Raw genomic sequence first — 15,091 nt, forward strand, 5'->3', positions numbered from 1 at the left:
AAGATTGCAGGCGAAAGAATCCTCGCTGGAGTTTGTGCCGGCAACGCCGGAGCGCTGGAAGGACGTGGAATCGCTGTTCGGCAGCCGGGGCGCGTGCGGTGGCTGCTGGTGCATGACCTGGAGGCTGAGCCGCGCCGAATTCAATCGGCAGAAGGGTGAGGCGAATCGCGACTCGTTGCGCAGCCTGGTGGAGTCGGGCGCGGTGCCCGGTGTATTGGCTTTAAGCGAGGGCCGCCCGGTGGGCTGGTGTGCCGTGGCGCCGCGAGAGCACTATGTCGCGTTGGCGCGCTCGCGGGTGCTGCGTCCGGTCGATGAGCAGAGAGTATGGTCCATCTCGTGTTTATTTGTAGCAAAGGGCTTCCGCCGTAAAGGCTTGAGCGTATTGCTGTTGCAGGCTGCTGCGGAGTTTGCCCACTCTCAGGGAGCGGCGATTGTGGAGGGCTATCCGCAAGAGCTGGACGCCGATCTGCCGGACGCATTCGTCTGGACGGGGCTTGCCGGAGCCTTTCAGAAGGCAGGATTTGTCGAGGTTGCGCGCCGTTCTCCCCGGCGGCCGATCATGCGCCATAATCATGTGCCATTGGGAAAATAACGGGCATTAAGAGGGTCGGGAGAGTTCGCGGGATGGTTTGCGGCAGAGTGCGAAGGGGCTGCGGCGGAGTGTTCGTGTCTGCATATTGGGAAACAGCTCTCCCCGGCAGGGCGCCTGGTGAAAAATCGAGTCCAGACGCCCGCGGTATGAGCTGAACTTCCTGTCCCTGGCAGCCGGAGTCGCCGGGGCGCTATTCCTTCTCTTCGAGGTGGGCTCTGATCTTGAGTTCCTCGATGAACTCCTTGATCACGGTCCGGCGCTTACGGCTGCGCTCTTCGAAGTTCTGCTGGAGCCGTTCGTGCTCCGGCCCACCGAAACGCACCTGAACATCGGCGGTTCCCAGGCTGCGGGTTTTGACGAGCTTCTCCAGTTGCGGGCTGTCGGGCCCAAAGATTTTTGAGACGAGTGCTTCCGAAAGGAAGGTCCACTCTCTTTCCTTGTCCTGAACCTCGCCGAAAAAGCCTTCGGCAATTTCTTCAAGAGCTACAAGTTGTTTCTTCAGCAAAGCGATTGCTTCTTTGCCGTCTGACCTGATTTCCGTTGGGTTTGCTGCCTGTTCTGCACTCATGGCCAACCATGCTAGTCCCCGGCACGAAGGTTGCTCAAGGGCTTTCTGGGAAATGTCCGGGGAGCGGGAGAATGTCGGGCTGACGGCGGATTGACCCCAGAAAAATTGCGGTGCTAACGTTAAGAAGGCTCTCTATGCCCATTTCGAGGTCTGCTTTGTCTACTCCAGCCGCTCCCACGCCTGTATTGCGCAAGACTGCACTTAACCCCGTACATCGCCAGCTTGGCGCGAAGATGGTCGATTTTGGCGGGTGGGATATGCCCGTCGAATACTCCGGCCTGGTGGCGGAACACATGGCGGTGCGCACCGGGGTCGGTCTCTTTGACGTGAGCCACATGGGGGATATTCAGTTTCGCGGCCCGGGTTCGCTGGCCGCGGTGCAGCACATCTCGATGAATGATGCTTCGAAGCTGGCCGTGGGGCAGGCGCACTACTCCGCGATGCTGTATCCGCAGGGAACCTTTGTGGATGACCTGATCGTGCACAAATTGAGCGACAACGACTACCTGCTGGTGATCAACGCCGGCACGCGGGAGAAGGACGTGCAATGGGTGCGTTCGCAGGTGGGCCGGTTCCAGGGCGCGCACATCAGCGACTACAGCGACATGTACACCCAGCTTGCCATCCAGGGACCGCGCGCGGCGGAGACTCTGGCCAAGCTGACCAAGACGGATCTGTCGGCCATCAAGAACTATTGGTTCACATGGGGAGAGGTTTGCGGCCTCCCCAACACGCTGATCGCGCGCACCGGGTACACGGGCGAGGATGGCTTCGAGATCTATGTGCCCTCCGATGAGGCGACCAGCGCCCGGGTCTGGGGCGAGGTGCTGGAGGCGGGCAAGGAGTTCGGCATCCTGCCATGCGGGCTTGGGGCGCGCAACACGCTGCGGCTGGAGTCCGCCATGGCGCTCTACGGGCACGAGATCAGCGATACGATCGACGTCTTCGAGGCGGGGCTTGACCGCTTCTGTAAGCTGGAGAAGGGCCCCTTTGTGGGTTCGGATGCCCTGGCGAAGAAAAAGGCCGAGGGCGGCCCCAGGCGTAAGCTGGTGGGGCTGGAGATGATCGAGCGGGGAATCGGCCGTGACGGCTATGCTGTGTTTTCCCTGGAGGGCAAGGAGATTGGCTCGATCACCAGCGGTTCGCCTGCACCCTTCCTTAAGAAGAACATTGCTCTCGCCTATGTGCCGCTTGCGTTCTCCGCTCTGGACACCGAAGTTCTGGTGCAGGTGCGCAACAATATGGTGAAAGCGAAGGTGGTTCCGACGCCGTTTTACCGCCGACCCAAAAAGCAGGCATAGACTGGAGATACGCGCAATACCGGGATGCTGGGGAGAGGAATTCCCGGCCTGCTCAACACCAGACCGCAGTGCACACCCAAGAGGTTAAGGAGACAGAGATTCGATGGCATATCCCGCGACGTACCGCTATACCAAGGAACATGAATGGATTGAGGTAGAAACCGGAAAAATCGGAATTACCGATTACGCCCAGAGTTCGCTGGGCGACATCGTTTTTGTGGACATGCCCAAGGTCGGCGCCTCGGTTGAGGCAGGCAAGGTTTTCGGGAGCGTCGAGTCGGTGAAGGCTGTATCCGATCTCTACTCCCCGGTGAGCGGTACCGTGACGGCGGTGAATGAGGAACTGGTGAAGGCTCCGGAAAAGCTCAACACGGATGCCCACGGATCCTGGATTATCCAGGTGAAGTTGTCGAATCCCGCTGAGGCGGATGGGTTGCTGGCCGCGGCGGATTACGAGAAGTTTGTGACCGAAGAGACGGGACACTAAAGAGCAAGGTAAGAAGGCGGTCAGCGAGCCGGCAAAGGGATTGGCTGGCAGAGGACTTGCGGGTTCGCTGAGCGCCATAGTCTGAAGCATTAAGAAGGAAACACGATGCGTTATTTACCGAAATCTCCTGCGGAACGGGAAGCGATGTTGCGCCAGATTGGCGCGGCATCGATCAACGACCTTTTTTCGACGATCCCGGCAGAGTATCGCCTGGACCGCGATCTGAACATTCCGCGGCAGATGGCCGAGTCAGAGATAGTCGAACACTTCAAGGCGCTGGGGGCCGAGTCGGCCAACGGATATGCCAGCTTTCTGGGTGCAGGTGCGTACCGGCACTATCGCCCGGTAATTATCGACTCGCTGGTGCAGCGGGGTGAGTTTCTCACCTCGTATACGCCCTACCAGGCTGAAATCACGCAGGGCACGCTGCAGGCAATCTTCGAATTCCAGACGATGATCTGCGAATTGACGGGGATGGATATCGCCAACGCGTCCATGTACGATGGCTCGACCGGTGCGGGCGAGGCGATGATGATGGCGGCTCGCATCACCGGTCGCAGCAAGGTGCTGGCGGCGGCGACGGTCCACCCGGAATACCGCGAGGTGATGCACACCTATGCGCAGCACCAGGGGCTTCCGGCTACACGCGTCGGCTACGGCGAAGATGGCCGCATCGATATGCGCCAGCTCGCAGAGAACCTGACTGAAGAGACGGCCTGCGTGGTGGTGCAGTCGCCGAACTTCTTTGGCGTAGTCGAGGATATTCCCGCGATAGCAGAGCTGGTGCACAGCAAGGGCGCGCTGCTGATTGTTTCGATTGCGGAGGCGGTTTCGCTGGGCATTCTGCGCCCGCCTGCAGAGGCCGATATTGTTTCCATGGAAGCGCAGTCGTTTGGCGTGGCGCTCAGCTATGGCGGCCCTTACTGCGGCGTGATCGCCACCAAAGAAAAGTATGTGAGGCAGATGCCGGGGCGGTTGTGCGGCGAAACCAGGGACAGCGAAGGCCGTCGCGGCTTTGTACTGACGCTCTCCACGCGCGAGCAGCATATCCGGCGGGAGAAGGCGACCTCGAATATCTGCACCAATCAGGCACTGGTGGCGCTGATGGCCACGATCTTCCTGACGGTGTACGGCAAGGAAGGGATTCGCGAGCTGGCGTTGCAGAACCTGGCGAAGGCGCACTATGCGGCCGAGGCATTGAGCGGCGCACCGGGAGCGAAGCTGCTGTTTGCGGGCACGCCGCGCTTCCACGAATTCGTGCTGCAGACCGATGAAGCGGTGGACGAGCTGAACGCGCGCCTGCTGGAGCAGAAGATCATTGGCGGGCTGTCGCTGAAGAAGTGGTATCCCGAGCTGGGCAACGCCACGCTATGGTGCGCCACGGAGCTGAGCAAGCGCGAAGAGATCGATCGCGCCGCGGCGGTGGTCAGCGCGCAGGTGGAAGCGGCGAGCCGCGCATAAGGGAACGGACGAGTAACGAAGAGATAACAGGGATGCGGAGAAGATCCACATTCCGCGCGCAAGCGCACTGAGGCATACACGAGATGGCAACGACGATTCAAGACGCGCAACAGGCAGCAGGTGCAGGCAGCAAATTTGAAGGCACGCGGAAGAAGGTCTCCTCGCACCTGAGCCAGAACGAGGCTCTGGTGTTTGAGAAGTCCTCGCCCGGCAAGAAGGGGTACAAGCTGCCGCCGCTCGATGTACCGGAGGTAGACGCGGCGGCTGTTCTGGGCGGAGCGGTGCGGAAAGATGCAGGCTGTCTGCCGGAGCTGAGCGAGATCGAGATCATTCGCCACTTCACGCGGCTTTCTACCTGGAACTACGCCATCGATCTGGGCATGTATCCGCTGGGCAGTTGCACCATGAAGTACAACCCCCGAGTGAACGAATTTGTCTCTCGCGTCGAGGGCATCGCGGAGGCGCATCCCTACCAGCCGGAGTCGCTGTCGCAGGGCGCTCTGCAGGTGATCCAGCAGTTGCAGGAGAGCCTGCTGGAGATCACCGGGATGGATGCGATTACGCTACAGCCCGCTGCCGGCGCACATGGCGAGTTCACCGGTATCTTGCTGGTGCGCGCCTATCACGAGTCGAAGGGCAATCCGCGCAAGAAGATTCTCATTCCGGATTCGGCGCACGGCACCAATCCAGCGACCGCCGCGCAATGCGGTTACGAGGTGCAGAATCTGAAGTCGAATTCGCTTGGCATGGTGGATCTGGCCGAACTGGAAAAGCTGGTGGACGAAGATACCGCTGCCCTGATGCTGACCAATCCGAGCACCATCGGCGTGTTTGAGAGCGAGATCCACAAGGTTGCGGAGATTCTGCATGCGAAGGGCGCGCTGCTCTACATGGACGGCGCGAACATGAACGCGCTGGTGGGCAAGACGCGCCCTGGCGATTTCGGCGTGGACGTGATGCATCTGAATCTGCACAAGACCTTCTCCACCCCGCACGGGGGTGGTGGTCCAGGGTCCGGGCCAGTGGCCTGCAAAAAGATTCTTGAGCCGTTTCTGCCGACTCCGGTGGTGGAGACGGCGCCGGATGGCAGCCTGCGCTTGAACTACGACAGGCCGCAGTCGGTGGGCCGTGTCCGCATGTTCTATGGCAACTTCGGCATGTTTGTGCGGGCGCTGGCGTACATCCTGGCCAATGGCCCCGATGGGTTGCGGCAGACGACCGAAGACGCCGTGCTGAATGCGAACTATATTCGCAAGAACCTCGAAGATTCCTACGAACTGCCTTTTAAGACACCGACGCTGCATGAGGTGGTCTTCAGCGACCGCCGCCAGACAGCGAAGGGCGTTAAGACGGGCGATATCGCGAAGAGGCTGATCGATTATGGCTTCCATCCATACACCGTTTCGTTTCCGCATATCGTCTCCGGGGCAATGATGATCGAGCCGACGGAGAGCGAATCGGTGGAGGAACTGGACCTCTTCATCGACGCGATGCAGCAGATTGCCCGCGAGGCAGAGGAGAATCCGGAGCTGATTCTGACGGCTCCGCACACAACGCGGATTCGCCGCCTGGATGAAGTGGCTGCGGCAAGAAAGCCTGTGCTGCGCTGGAAGCCAAAGGCGGAGTAAAACGGGTCAGCGTTGGCACGACAGGACACTGCAAGATAACAAAAGGCGCGATTACCGGGATGGTGGTCGCGTCTTTTCTTGTGATCGCCCAGGAGTGGCGATTGATTTGTCTCAGCCTTGAATTGATATGTATCAGTGATAGATACGAAATACATGAGACTGGAAATTTCATAGGAGGCCGGCATGACAGTGTTTGACGAGCGGCGGGAAGAGTTGGAGAAGCACGAGTTCATGATGGGTGCTGCGCGGGGCCGCCTGGCCGTGTCGCTGGACATGCTGACGGACGCGCTGATCCTGATTGGGCAGCATGGAGTGTACTGCACTTCGGGCCGCAACCCGTCCAAGCCGGCGCTTGATCTGGAGACGGTTTTGGGCGAGATCAAGGGCGCGAAGGAGCTGATTCAGTCGGTCATGGAAGAGATTCGCGCGGAGAGGGAAGCAAGGCAATAAACAGGCCGGGCCGATGCGCCGGCCTGCAAGCCCGGCGCGGCTCTTCGCGAAGAAGAGCCATCGCGGGCTTGCTGGCTGCGCGTCGAGGACTACTCGGCCACGACAGGGACGGAGAGATCGGTGTTCTCCCAGACCAGGTGCAGTTCAGTCGCGTCCTTTTGAACCGGATCAAATTTGATGACGAAGGTCTCTACAGGATCGGGCAGCGTGATCGCTGTCATGCCGACGCGGCCCAGGTCTTTGCTCTCGTCATACTCGGTGCCCCACTGGCCGGTCTGCTTGTTGATGATGAGCGTGCAATCGTTCGCCGTGGGCAGCGAGTAGATGGTGTAGGTGCCAGCGGGAACGGAGAGCGTCCCGATCTTGAGGTTAATGGGGGTTTTGAGCGTGGTGGCGGCATTCGCGCCTGTGCGCCATACCTTGTTGTAGGGAACCAGCTCACCCGCGATCTTTCTGCCGCGCATCGACGGTGCGCTGTAGTCGATGGTGATGGTTTTGCCCTTGAGTACGACGGAGGCCTGGGCGGGCGGGCTGAGCGGCTTCTTGGCCTGTTGAGCGTAAATGTGCGTGGTTCCCAGTGCGAGCAAGAGTCCGCCAAGCATCGCAATCGTATGGCGTCGTGTCAGTTCCATCATGCGGAGTACTCCTTGAACGTGTTTGGAGCAGATTTCGACGAAGTGCATCCATCAAAAACCCGCGGCGCCGGTTTGTCAAAGGGAGCTGGGAAGGAATAAAGCGAAGGGAAGGAGAATGAATATGGTGCGCCCGGCAAGATTCGAACTTGCGACCTAACGCTTCGGAGGCGTTCACTCTATCCAGCTGAGCTACGGGCGCGCTACATCAGGATACTATGCCTGCATCTCCCCGCACAGCCTGCCCTGCATTTTCCTCCTGTTCCGCTGCTGACGCGACCGGGAATTTGCTAAACCTCTCATCTTCTTAAGATTCTGCTGGAGGATTCCGCTAGACTGAGGGGAATGCTCATACAAAATCTGCAAAGCTCTGTGTGGATGGCAGGGTTAGTGGGACACCTGCTGTTGGTGATGGTTCTGCTGGTGCGCGGACGGGTGGCGCGCTTTCCGCTATTCACCGCGCTGATTATCTTTTACATCGTGCGGACGGCGACTCCTCAGATGCCGTTTACTCACACCCTGCAACCGGGCACATACATGTGGCTCTTCTGGGGATTCGAAATTGGCGACGTGATCCTGCGGGCGCTGGTGCTGGGCGAGTTGCTGCGGCTTGCCTTCAAGGGAACTGAGGTTCCGCTGGCCCGGGTGGCGGCGTGGAGCGCGGTAGCTGTGGCGCTCTCGGTGGCGCTGGCGGTTCTGGCCGGTCCGATGCAGCGGATGCTCGTCTGGAGCATCTTCGCCAAGGGAAACCTGGCGGTGGCCATCCTGTCGCTGCTGGCGCTGGTGGCGCTGATCTGGACGCGCGGCAAGACGCATCTGCCATGGCGCAGCCATATATTCGCCATCAGTAGCGGGCTGGCATTTTATGCTCTGATCTTCCTGTCGCTGCAGGCGATGCAGCTCTGGGGCGGCAGTGCAGCGAATCCGCATGGCGAGCATGCGGCCTTTCTGCGGCAATGGATGCAGGCGAGCGCGGCGGTCGCTTATCTGGCGGTGGTGCTGTACTGGGTTGTGAGCCTGTGGCTGGACGATGGCTCTGCGAGATCAGCGGCACGAGGTCTTCGGAAGCCGGTTGCCGGAGCGGGACCTTCGGCCGCTTAACCAGCCTAGATTCTTAAACCAGCCTAGATTCTTGAGGGGCGCAAGGACTGGAAGATCCAGGGATCCCCAGGGATAGATGTTGCCCCTGGGGATCCGATCTTACGAGGATTCGGCTCTAGATGTGGCAGGTGACAGCGCCGCGTTTTTCCAGATACTTCTGGTGATACTCCTCAGCGCGCCAGAAGGTCTGCGCCGGCACGACCTGGGTAACAACGGGCTTCGGGTACTTCCCGGAGGCATTCAGAGCTGCAATCCTGGCTTTTGCCGCAGCTTCCTGCTGGGGAGAGTGGAAGAAGACGACGCTGCGGTATTGCGTGCCCCAATCCGGGCCCTGGCGATTGAGCTGGGTGGGGTCGTGCATGGCGAAGAAAGCGTCGAGGAGCGCCTCATAGCTCACCTTGTCGGGATTGAAGGTGACCTCGACGGCCTCGGCATGCCCGGTTTGATTCGTGCAGACGTCCTTGTAGCTGGGATTTTCGAGCTGGCCGCCTTCGTAGCCCACAGCCGTCTCGATGACGCCGGGAATGCTTGCAAATGAGGCTTCTACTCCCCAGAAGCACCCGGCACCAAATGTTGCTTTTTCCATGATCGTCTCCATCCTGGTTAACGGTGGTCAGTTGCCGGCTGTCTGCAGGACCAGCCGGGACCGGGCACCCATACTTGCTGCCACTCCACTCGCATTCCTTTTCCCCGCACCATATTAGCGCTGGCGGGATGGGGCTTTCTTTCTAGCGGTTGGTCGACCTGCCGGTCGAGTGGCGGGGCGGGTGCCTGTTCGCTTAGATGCAGAGAGCAGCTTCGGGATCTTCAGCGGCGCAGCTCGTTTGGTGCGCACGCCAACTGATGCCCTTTGCAGGGAGAGAACTTCGTCTTCGCTCAGTTCGCGAATCTCGCCCGGAGGAACGTCAAGGACCAGCGGGCCGTAGCCCACTCGGCGGATCTTTTCGACGAAGTGGCCGATCTCCTCAAAGAGTTTGCGAATCTGGCGGTTACGGCCCTCGGTGAGAATAACCTCGTACCAGGGGTTCTCGGCATCCCGGACGAGCCGGATGGAAGCGGGCTGGGTAAGGACGCGGCCCTCATGCGAGTCCTTTCTGCCGCGATCGATCATGATGCCGCCGCGCAACTGGTTGAGTTCGCTCTCGCTGGGTTTGCCGCTGATTTTCACAAGATAAGTCTTCTCGACCTTGGAGGATGCCTTGGTAAGCCGGTTGGCCAGCTCACCATCGTTGGTGACGAGGAGGAGGCCTTCGCTCTGGTAGTCGAGGCGTCCGACGGGATAGACACGCGCACCGGCCCGCTCAAAGAACTTCATGATCGTGGGGCGGTTCTCCGGATCGGAGACGGTGGTGACGAACCCCTTGGGCTTGTTGAGCATGTAGTAACGATGCTTTTCCGAGCCCTGGAGGAGTTTGCCGTCGACGCGGATGTGGTCCTGGTCGGGGTCGGCCTTGCTGCCGAGTTCGGTGACGATCTGCCCGTTGACGCGCACGCGCCCGCTGGTGATCAGTTCCTCTGACTTGCGGCGGGAGGCAATCCCGGCAGCGGCCAGGATCTTCTGCAGCCGCTCTTCGTGGCGGGGCCGTTGGCGGTTCTCGTCGATCTGGTCCGGTTTGGTCTCCATCAATCCTCTTCTTTCGCCGGGACAGTTACGGGAGGGGCTGGCTCGGGTTTCGGATCAGCAGATGCCTGGGCATTGGCGCGGTTATCGGCCTGGCTATCGACCTGGTTATCGGCTTGGGCATCGGCTTCGGGTGCTTGAGGCTCATCGTCCGGGTTCGCGTCGATCGGGTTCTGCTCCGCAGCGTGAGATGCTTCTTCCGGGGAAGGAGCGGCCTCGCTGGCAGACTCGTCTACCGGCTCGGCTGGTGCTTCCGTCTGGAACTCGCCTTCGTGAGGTTGGACTTCCACGGCCTCGACTGCCTGCTTCTCGCCTTCTGCGGCGGAGGCCTCCGAGGTTGCGGCTTCGGCAAAGGGCAGCTCCTCCGTGACCGGCGTTTCCGGCTCTTCGGCCAGTTCGGAGTCGGCCAGCTCTCCGGCCATCTTTTCGAATTCCTCGATGCTGGGCAGCTCGTTGACGTCCTTGAGACCGAAGCGCAGCAGAAATTCCTTGGTGGTTTTGTAGAGGATGGGGCGGCCGATGACCTGCTTGCGCCCGGCGGTGGTGATCAGTTTGCGGCTGATCAGGCTGCCCAGGACTCCGGCGGAATCAACGCCACGAATCTCGCTGACCTCGGGCGCGGTGACGGGCTGCTTGTAGGCAATGACGGCGAGCGTCTCCAGGGCCTGCAGGGAGAGCTTCATGGGCGGCTTGAGGCTCTTGACGAAGGCGCGGACGCTGTCGTGATACTCCGGCTTGGTGCCGACGCGGTAGCCACCGGCGATCTCGCGGATCTCGATTCCGCGGTCGCTCCGGTCATACTCCTCTATCAGCTCATCGAGCAGGAGGCGGAGGGTCTCGCGGACTTCGCGGTCGCGTTGGCGGGCGAGGCGCTTGGCGTCTGCCTCCGGGGATGCGGCGGCTTCGGAGGGCGGCTCTGAAGATGGCTCAGAGGCCGCAGGCGGTTCGGCAGCAGCCTCGGCCTCGGGGATAGCTTCGGCCACGGGCGTATCTTCTGCAGAAACGGCAGGCGCCGAAACAGCAGGATCGGTTGCCGGATCCAGGCTGGCGGAGAGGGTGACCTGCTCGGCGGCGGGAGCAGCGTTGTCCGAGGGCGGCTCGGCTGGAGCCTGGTGCTCGCGGTTCCACTCCAGCGCCTCTTCGGCGAACAATGCTGCGAGCTGGGCCAGTGTAACCGGCTCTTCGGCGGCGTAGACAACTGCTTCGATCTTGGCTTTCAGACTCATAGGTAAATAGCTGGATAAAGTAGCGACGCCGGGTAAGACAGGGAGTGCGCTCTTCTGTGCTGGCCTCTCTGCGTGTCTTCTGACGTGTCTCTTTGATACTACCGAAGAACCGTGGCAAGGGGGCAGCAGATCCTTCGCTTTGGGGATGAAGAAGCAGGTCCTTCGCTTCGCTCAGGATGACAAGTTTGGGTGCTCAGGATGACAAGTTTGTGTGGGGGATTAAGAAGCAGGTCAACAGGATGACAAGTTTGTGGCTCAGGATGACAAGTTTGGGTGTGCTCAGGATGACAGACCGGGATCGCAAAGCCCGGCCTATTGCCAGTCGTCCTGGGCGTTCGAGAGCGTTTCATTCATCGTGGTGTCGAACATGGGGTGCTTCTTGATGAAGACCTCGCGGAAGTTGCCGTCCTGCCGGAGAAGAATCGCCTGCAGGCGCACCAGCTCCAGCAGCGCCAGAAACATACAGATGAGGGCGCGCTCGGACCGGGTGTTCTGGAGCAGGCGATGGAGGGCGATGGGCTTGTCTTCCATGACCAGCCTGCGGCCCACGTAGCGGATCATCTGACCGACTGTGACCGAATCTTCCCGAACATCGAGGACCGGGCGATTGCGGGCACGTTCCAGGATCTCGCGGAAGACGCGGACCAGATCGACGGTATCGGCGGCAATCTCCGGTTCGGCGGCGGCATCGTTGCGGAACTCGCGCATGCCGGGATTGGTCCAGGTGGCTTCCTCGATCTGCTGCTTCTGGGCGAGCATCTGGGCGGCGTTTTTGAAGCGCTCGTGTTCGAGCAGGCGCTCCACCAGTTCGCGGCGGGGATCCTCTTCCACCCCTTCGGCAATCTCGTCGGGTGTTCGTGGGAGCAGCATCTTGCTCTTGATGTGGATCAGCAGGGCGGCGGTGTAGATGAACTCGCCTGCGGCGTCCACGTCCGTCTGCTTCAGGTTTTCCACGTATCCCAGAAACTGCGCCGTGATTTTGGCGATGGGGATGTCGTAGATGTCGATGTCCTGCTTGCGGATGAGGTCGAGCAGCAGATCCATGGGGCCGTCGTAGACGCGGCCGACGGTGATGTTGAACGGGAACGCACGGTCCGGGTCGGCCTTGGCAGCGGCCTGTGCGGAGGCAGCCGAGGCAGCATGCCGGGCAGCGGTCTTCTGCTCCGCGGTAAGAGCGGGCGGAGGCGCGGGAGATGCAGCTTCCGGCAACGGCGTGGTGTCGACCACCGGGTCTGCAGCTTGTTCCGGCTGCGACTCCGGTGTCGAGTTGGCATCGTTGGGCAGAATCTCGTCCTGGTTCTGTCGCGTGTCGGTCATTCGCCTGCTTTATGGGGAGCCATCAGGTTCATGGCTCCGCGCACCTGTTGCATGGTCTGCTCGGCGCGCGCGGCGGCATGCTCGGCGCCGGCGCGGAGGATCTGCTTTACCAGTTGCGGATCGTTCTCATATTGCTTCCGTCGCTCCTGAATCGGGGCGAGCTCGGCCACAATGGCGTCGGCGACCCAGCCTTTGCACTCAATGCAGCCGATGCTTGCCGAGCGGCAACCGGCGTATACCCTGGCCATGGTCTCCGGAGTGGAGAAGACTTTGTGGAGATCGCCCACCGGGCATTTGTCCGGGTCGCCGGGATCGCTGCGGCGGACGCGCGCCGGATCCGTGACCATCGTTTTGAGCTTCTTGCGGATGACCGGTTCCGGGTCGTTCAGGTCGATGGTGTTGCCGTAGCTTTTGGACATCTTGCGGCCATCGGTGCCGGGCAGTTTGGGCGAAGGAGTCAGCAGGACTTTGGGCTCGGGCAGGATGGGTTCCGGTTCTTCAAGCGCGACCGCGCTTCCGCGCGAAGAGACTGCCGCGACCGTCTTTCTTTGCGGGGCATAGATCGAGTTGAAGCGGCGGGCGATTTCGCGGGTGATCTCGACGTGGGCTATCTGGTCCTGGCCGACGGGCACGAAATCCGGCTGGTAGATGAGGATGTCGGAGGACATCAGCAGCGGATAGCCAAGGAAGCCGTAGGTGGCCAGATCCTTTTCCTTGAGCTGCTCCTGCTGATCCTTGTACGTGGGGACGCGCTCCAGCCAGCTCAGCGGGGTGATCATCGAGAGCAGCAGATGCAACTCCGCATGCTGCAGGACGTGGCTCTGCACGAAGATGGTGGACTTCTCCGGATCGAGCCCGGCGGCGAGGAAGTCGAGGGCCACGTCGAGCGTGTTCTGCTGAATGCTGGAGGTGTCGGCGTAATCCGTGGTGAGCGCGTGCCAGTCGGCGATGAAGAAATAGCACTCATAGGCACGGTTGCCGGAGGCCTGGAGCTCGTTCTGCAGGCGGACCCAGTTATAGAGAGCCCCCATGTAGTTGCCCAGATGGAGCCTGCCGGTTGGGCGCATGCCACTGAGCACGCGCGGGACCGAGATAGGAGAGGAAGAAGAGTTTGCCACCATGTCCTTCGCTACAAGAAACTTTCTTCCATTGTACGAGAAGTCAGAGCGAGAGCAGGACGCGGTTGAGGGCATCGACGGCGGGGTTCATAAACAGGCCCACGACCCTTCCTCCGACGAACAGGATGAGGATAAGGCTGATCAGGCCCAGCGAGTCATACACGCGGAGCGCATTATAGGGCAGCATGTGGCGGAAGATGTGGCTGCCATCGAGCGGGGGCAGTGGCAGCAGGTTGAAGATCGCCAATAGCAGATTGACGATAAAGCCCAGGTACAGGAGAAGCGCCAGCGGAAAGAGCGCGGGCAGGGTTCCCTCCACGGGTACCGGAATGTGGTTGGCGGTGAAGACGGCGACGATGACGGAGAGCTTTCCGGCAGAGCTTGTGGCCTCAAGCAAGATCAGCACCAGCGAGCATACGATGGCGGCGAGGAGGTTGCTGCAGGGACCGGCGAGGGTGGTCAAAACGTCGTCGCGGCGCAGGTTCTTGAAGTTGCGGGTATTGACTGGCGTGGGTTTCGCCCAGCCGATGAGGAAGCGGCCAAATCCCGGCATGAAGAGCATGGAGAGCGGAATCAGGATGGTCCCCACTGGGTCAATATGCTTGGCGGGATTGAGGGTGACCCGTCCCAGCATGCGGGCGGTCTGATCTCCCAGGCGCGAGGCCATCCAGGCATGCGACGCCTCATGCAGGCTGAGGGCGAAGAGAAGGATGGCAAATTGAAACAGCTTGATGACGAGATCTTGATTCATTGCGTGGTTGCGCCTGATTACTTGAGTACGCCTGATTGTGTGCCAGGCATGGAAAGCTGATGGTAGCACGCAGAGGGTTCAGGAATCCGTGCCCTGGAGTCTACCGCGCCCCGGACAGGAGCCAGATCGACCCGAAGAATCCCCGCGCAATCCAGCGTCACGATCGCCGCCGAAGCAGCCTCAATGCGCCAGACAGCCTATTTCGTAGCCGGATATGTGGCCCCCGGCGAAATGTTGCTTCCGCGTTGGAGGGTGAGGGCCTGGCGGTCATCGAGAATGGCGTTGGTGTGGATGCTGCAATCGTCTTCGATCGTCAGGTTGTAGCCGAAGGTGAAATGGATGTTGGGGTAGAGGAGCACGTTGCTGCCGATGTGGCGGAAGATGTGGCGTCCGAGCATAATGCGGAAGCGGAAACCCAGCCATAGATTCAGGCCGACGGGGGAGCGGTCGAACATCCGCCAGAACCAGATGAGCGGCTTGCGCTGATCGTATTTGGCGTGATCGAGCGTCTCGTCGTACTCCTCGGGCAGCGTGACGTTGCGCGGGTCGAGGGAGAGTTGCAGTACGTTGGTGGGCAACTCGGTGGTCAGGGTGAAGTTGAGCTTGGCTCCTCCGGGCTGGCTGAAGTAGAGCTGGTGCAACTGCTCGCGAACAATCTCGGCGCGCACGTTCGGCTTGTGGTGGCGGCCAAACTCGTTATCGAGGAAGCCGATCCAGCGCAGGTAAATCTCCTCGGCCTCCGGGGTGGGCTGGGGAGCGAGGATGCTGGGAGGAGTGGTTTCTTGTGCCGGGGACATTCGGTTTCCTTCGCGTGAGATGGTGCGTGTCAGTCAGTGCC

At 60.8% G+C, this 15,091-nt stretch carries 16 protein-coding genes and 1 tRNA gene; 7 read left to right on the forward strand and 10 right to left on the reverse strand.

What is annotated here, in order from left to right; genetic code table 11:
• Nucleotides 1-4: 4 nt before the first annotated feature.
• A complete protein-coding gene (locus VM554_14515) occupies nucleotides 5-592 on the forward strand; it encodes a GNAT family N-acetyltransferase (GenBank protein HVJ09588.1) in 588 nt (195 codons plus the stop codon).
• 190 nt (nucleotides 593-782) lie between these two features.
• Here VM554_14515 and VM554_14520 read toward each other — a convergent pair whose 3' ends face one another.
• Nucleotides 783-1,160, reverse strand: coding sequence for a hypothetical protein (locus tag VM554_14520; protein ID HVJ09589.1), 378 nt, complete (start codon nucleotides 1,158-1,160; stop codon nucleotides 783-785).
• Nucleotides 1,161-1,294: 134 nt separating this feature from the next.
• Between VM554_14520 and gcvT the strand changes: the two genes are divergently transcribed.
• The 5 genes from gcvT (at nucleotide 1,295) to VM554_14545 (ending at nucleotide 6,487) form a co-directional block, all read left to right on the forward strand.
• Nucleotides 1,295-2,461 carry a glycine cleavage system aminomethyltransferase GcvT gene (gene gcvT, locus VM554_14525; protein ID HVJ09590.1) on the forward strand — a complete coding sequence of 389 codons (1,167 nt, stop codon included), beginning with the start codon at nucleotides 1,295-1,297 and terminating at the stop codon, nucleotides 2,459-2,461.
• Between the two features lie 103 nt (nucleotides 2,462-2,564).
• Nucleotides 2,565-2,948 (forward strand): glycine cleavage system protein GcvH, encoded by a 384-nt coding sequence (gcvH, locus tag VM554_14530; protein ID HVJ09591.1) that lies wholly within the window; start codon nucleotides 2,565-2,567, stop codon nucleotides 2,946-2,948.
• Nucleotides 2,949-3,053: 105 nt separating this feature from the next.
• Nucleotides 3,054-4,409, forward strand: a complete 1,356-nt coding sequence (gene gcvPA, locus VM554_14535; GenBank protein HVJ09592.1) for an aminomethyl-transferring glycine dehydrogenase subunit GcvPA — start codon at nucleotides 3,054-3,056, stop codon at nucleotides 4,407-4,409.
• A gap of 83 nt (nucleotides 4,410-4,492) precedes the next feature.
• Nucleotides 4,493-6,037: an aminomethyl-transferring glycine dehydrogenase subunit GcvPB gene (gene gcvPB / locus VM554_14540; GenBank protein ID HVJ09593.1), complete on the forward strand. Its 1,545-nt coding sequence runs from the start codon at nucleotides 4,493-4,495 to the stop codon at nucleotides 6,035-6,037.
• 183 nt (nucleotides 6,038-6,220) lie between these two features.
• The gene (locus VM554_14545; GenBank protein ID HVJ09594.1) at nucleotides 6,221-6,487 is read left to right on the forward strand and encodes a hypothetical protein; all 267 of its coding nucleotides are present in this window, start codon (nucleotides 6,221-6,223) and stop codon (nucleotides 6,485-6,487) included.
• Between the two features lie 89 nt (nucleotides 6,488-6,576).
• On the opposite strand, the gene VM554_14550 is transcribed toward VM554_14545, so the two are convergent.
• Nucleotides 6,577-7,122, reverse strand: coding sequence for a DUF2911 domain-containing protein (locus VM554_14550; GenBank protein ID HVJ09595.1), 546 nt, complete (start codon nucleotides 7,120-7,122; stop codon nucleotides 6,577-6,579).
• 122 nt (nucleotides 7,123-7,244) lie between these two features.
• Nucleotides 7,245-7,321 (reverse strand) — tRNA-Arg (locus VM554_14555).
• A gap of 143 nt (nucleotides 7,322-7,464) precedes the next feature.
• Here VM554_14555 and VM554_14560 point away from each other — a divergent pair.
• Nucleotides 7,465-8,220 (forward strand): hypothetical protein, encoded by a 756-nt coding sequence (locus VM554_14560; protein ID HVJ09596.1) that lies wholly within the window; start codon nucleotides 7,465-7,467, stop codon nucleotides 8,218-8,220.
• Nucleotides 8,221-8,335: 115 nt separating this feature from the next.
• On the opposite strand, the gene msrA is transcribed toward VM554_14560, so the two are convergent.
• The 7 genes from msrA to VM554_14595 all read right to left on the reverse strand — a co-directional run bounded on the left by msrA (nucleotide 8,336) and on the right by VM554_14595 (nucleotide 15,050).
• Complete coding sequence (gene msrA / locus VM554_14565; protein HVJ09597.1) at nucleotides 8,336-8,806, reverse strand: peptide-methionine (S)-S-oxide reductase MsrA; 471 nt, start codon at nucleotides 8,804-8,806, stop codon at nucleotides 8,336-8,338.
• Nucleotides 8,807-8,920: 114 nt separating this feature from the next.
• The gene (locus VM554_14570; GenBank protein ID HVJ09598.1) at nucleotides 8,921-9,844 is read right to left on the reverse strand and encodes a pseudouridine synthase; all 924 of its coding nucleotides are present in this window, start codon (nucleotides 9,842-9,844) and stop codon (nucleotides 8,921-8,923) included.
• The gene (gene scpB, locus VM554_14575; protein HVJ09599.1) at nucleotides 9,844-11,067 is read right to left on the reverse strand and encodes an SMC-Scp complex subunit ScpB; all 1,224 of its coding nucleotides are present in this window, start codon (nucleotides 11,065-11,067) and stop codon (nucleotides 9,844-9,846) included. Before scpB ends, VM554_14570 begins: the two co-directional genes overlap by 1 nt.
• Nucleotides 11,068-11,379: 312 nt before the next feature.
• Complete coding sequence (locus tag VM554_14580; protein HVJ09600.1) at nucleotides 11,380-12,384, reverse strand: segregation/condensation protein A; 1,005 nt, start codon at nucleotides 12,382-12,384, stop codon at nucleotides 11,380-11,382.
• The gene (gene trpS / locus VM554_14585; protein ID HVJ09601.1) at nucleotides 12,381-13,505 is read right to left on the reverse strand and encodes a tryptophan--tRNA ligase; all 1,125 of its coding nucleotides are present in this window, start codon (nucleotides 13,503-13,505) and stop codon (nucleotides 12,381-12,383) included. Before trpS ends, VM554_14580 begins: the two co-directional genes overlap by 4 nt.
• A gap of 40 nt (nucleotides 13,506-13,545) precedes the next feature.
• Nucleotides 13,546-14,253, reverse strand: coding sequence for a site-2 protease family protein (locus VM554_14590; GenBank protein HVJ09602.1), 708 nt, complete (start codon nucleotides 14,251-14,253; stop codon nucleotides 13,546-13,548).
• A 197-nt stretch (nucleotides 14,254-14,450) separates the two neighbouring features.
• Nucleotides 14,451-15,050, reverse strand: a complete 600-nt coding sequence (locus VM554_14595; protein ID HVJ09603.1) for a hypothetical protein — start codon at nucleotides 15,048-15,050, stop codon at nucleotides 14,451-14,453.
• Nucleotides 15,051-15,091: the final 41 nt, after the last annotated feature.

Origin of the sequence: Acidisarcina sp., assembly GCA_035539175.1 — a bacterium.
Lineage (GTDB): Bacteria > Acidobacteriota > Terriglobia > Terriglobales > Acidobacteriaceae > JANXZS01.

Bases quoted from the DNA above. Each gene is read 5' to 3' on its own strand.
- VM554_14520 (HVJ09589.1), bottom strand. From the start codon at position 1,160: ATGAGTGCAGAACAGGCAGCAAACCCAACGGAAATCAGGTCAGACGGC.
- gcvT (HVJ09590.1), top strand. From the start codon at position 1,295: ATGCCCATTTCGAGGTCTGCTTTGTCTACTCCAGCCGCTCCCACGCCT.
- gcvH (HVJ09591.1), top strand. From the start codon at position 2,565: ATGGCATATCCCGCGACGTACCGCTATACCAAGGAACATGAATGGATT.
- gcvPA (HVJ09592.1), top strand. From the start codon at position 3,054: ATGCGTTATTTACCGAAATCTCCTGCGGAACGGGAAGCGATGTTGCGC.
- gcvPB (HVJ09593.1), top strand. From the start codon at position 4,493: ATGGCAACGACGATTCAAGACGCGCAACAGGCAGCAGGTGCAGGCAGC.
- VM554_14545 (HVJ09594.1), top strand. From the start codon at position 6,221: ATGACAGTGTTTGACGAGCGGCGGGAAGAGTTGGAGAAGCACGAGTTC.
- VM554_14550 (HVJ09595.1), bottom strand. From the start codon at position 7,122: ATGATGGAACTGACACGACGCCATACGATTGCGATGCTTGGCGGACTC.
- VM554_14560 (HVJ09596.1), top strand. From the start codon at position 7,465: ATGCTCATACAAAATCTGCAAAGCTCTGTGTGGATGGCAGGGTTAGTG.
- msrA (HVJ09597.1), bottom strand. From the start codon at position 8,806: ATGGAAAAAGCAACATTTGGTGCCGGGTGCTTCTGGGGAGTAGAAGCC.
- VM554_14570 (HVJ09598.1), bottom strand. From the start codon at position 9,844: ATGGAGACCAAACCGGACCAGATCGACGAGAACCGCCAACGGCCCCGC.
- scpB (HVJ09599.1), bottom strand. From the start codon at position 11,067: ATGAGTCTGAAAGCCAAGATCGAAGCAGTTGTCTACGCCGCCGAAGAG.
- VM554_14580 (HVJ09600.1), bottom strand. From the start codon at position 12,384: ATGACCGACACGCGACAGAACCAGGACGAGATTCTGCCCAACGATGCC.
- trpS (HVJ09601.1), bottom strand. From the start codon at position 13,505: ATGGTGGCAAACTCTTCTTCCTCTCCTATCTCGGTCCCGCGCGTGCTC.
- VM554_14590 (HVJ09602.1), bottom strand. From the start codon at position 14,253: ATGAATCAAGATCTCGTCATCAAGCTGTTTCAATTTGCCATCCTTCTC.
- VM554_14595 (HVJ09603.1), bottom strand. From the start codon at position 15,050: ATGTCCCCGGCACAAGAAACCACTCCTCCCAGCATCCTCGCTCCCCAG.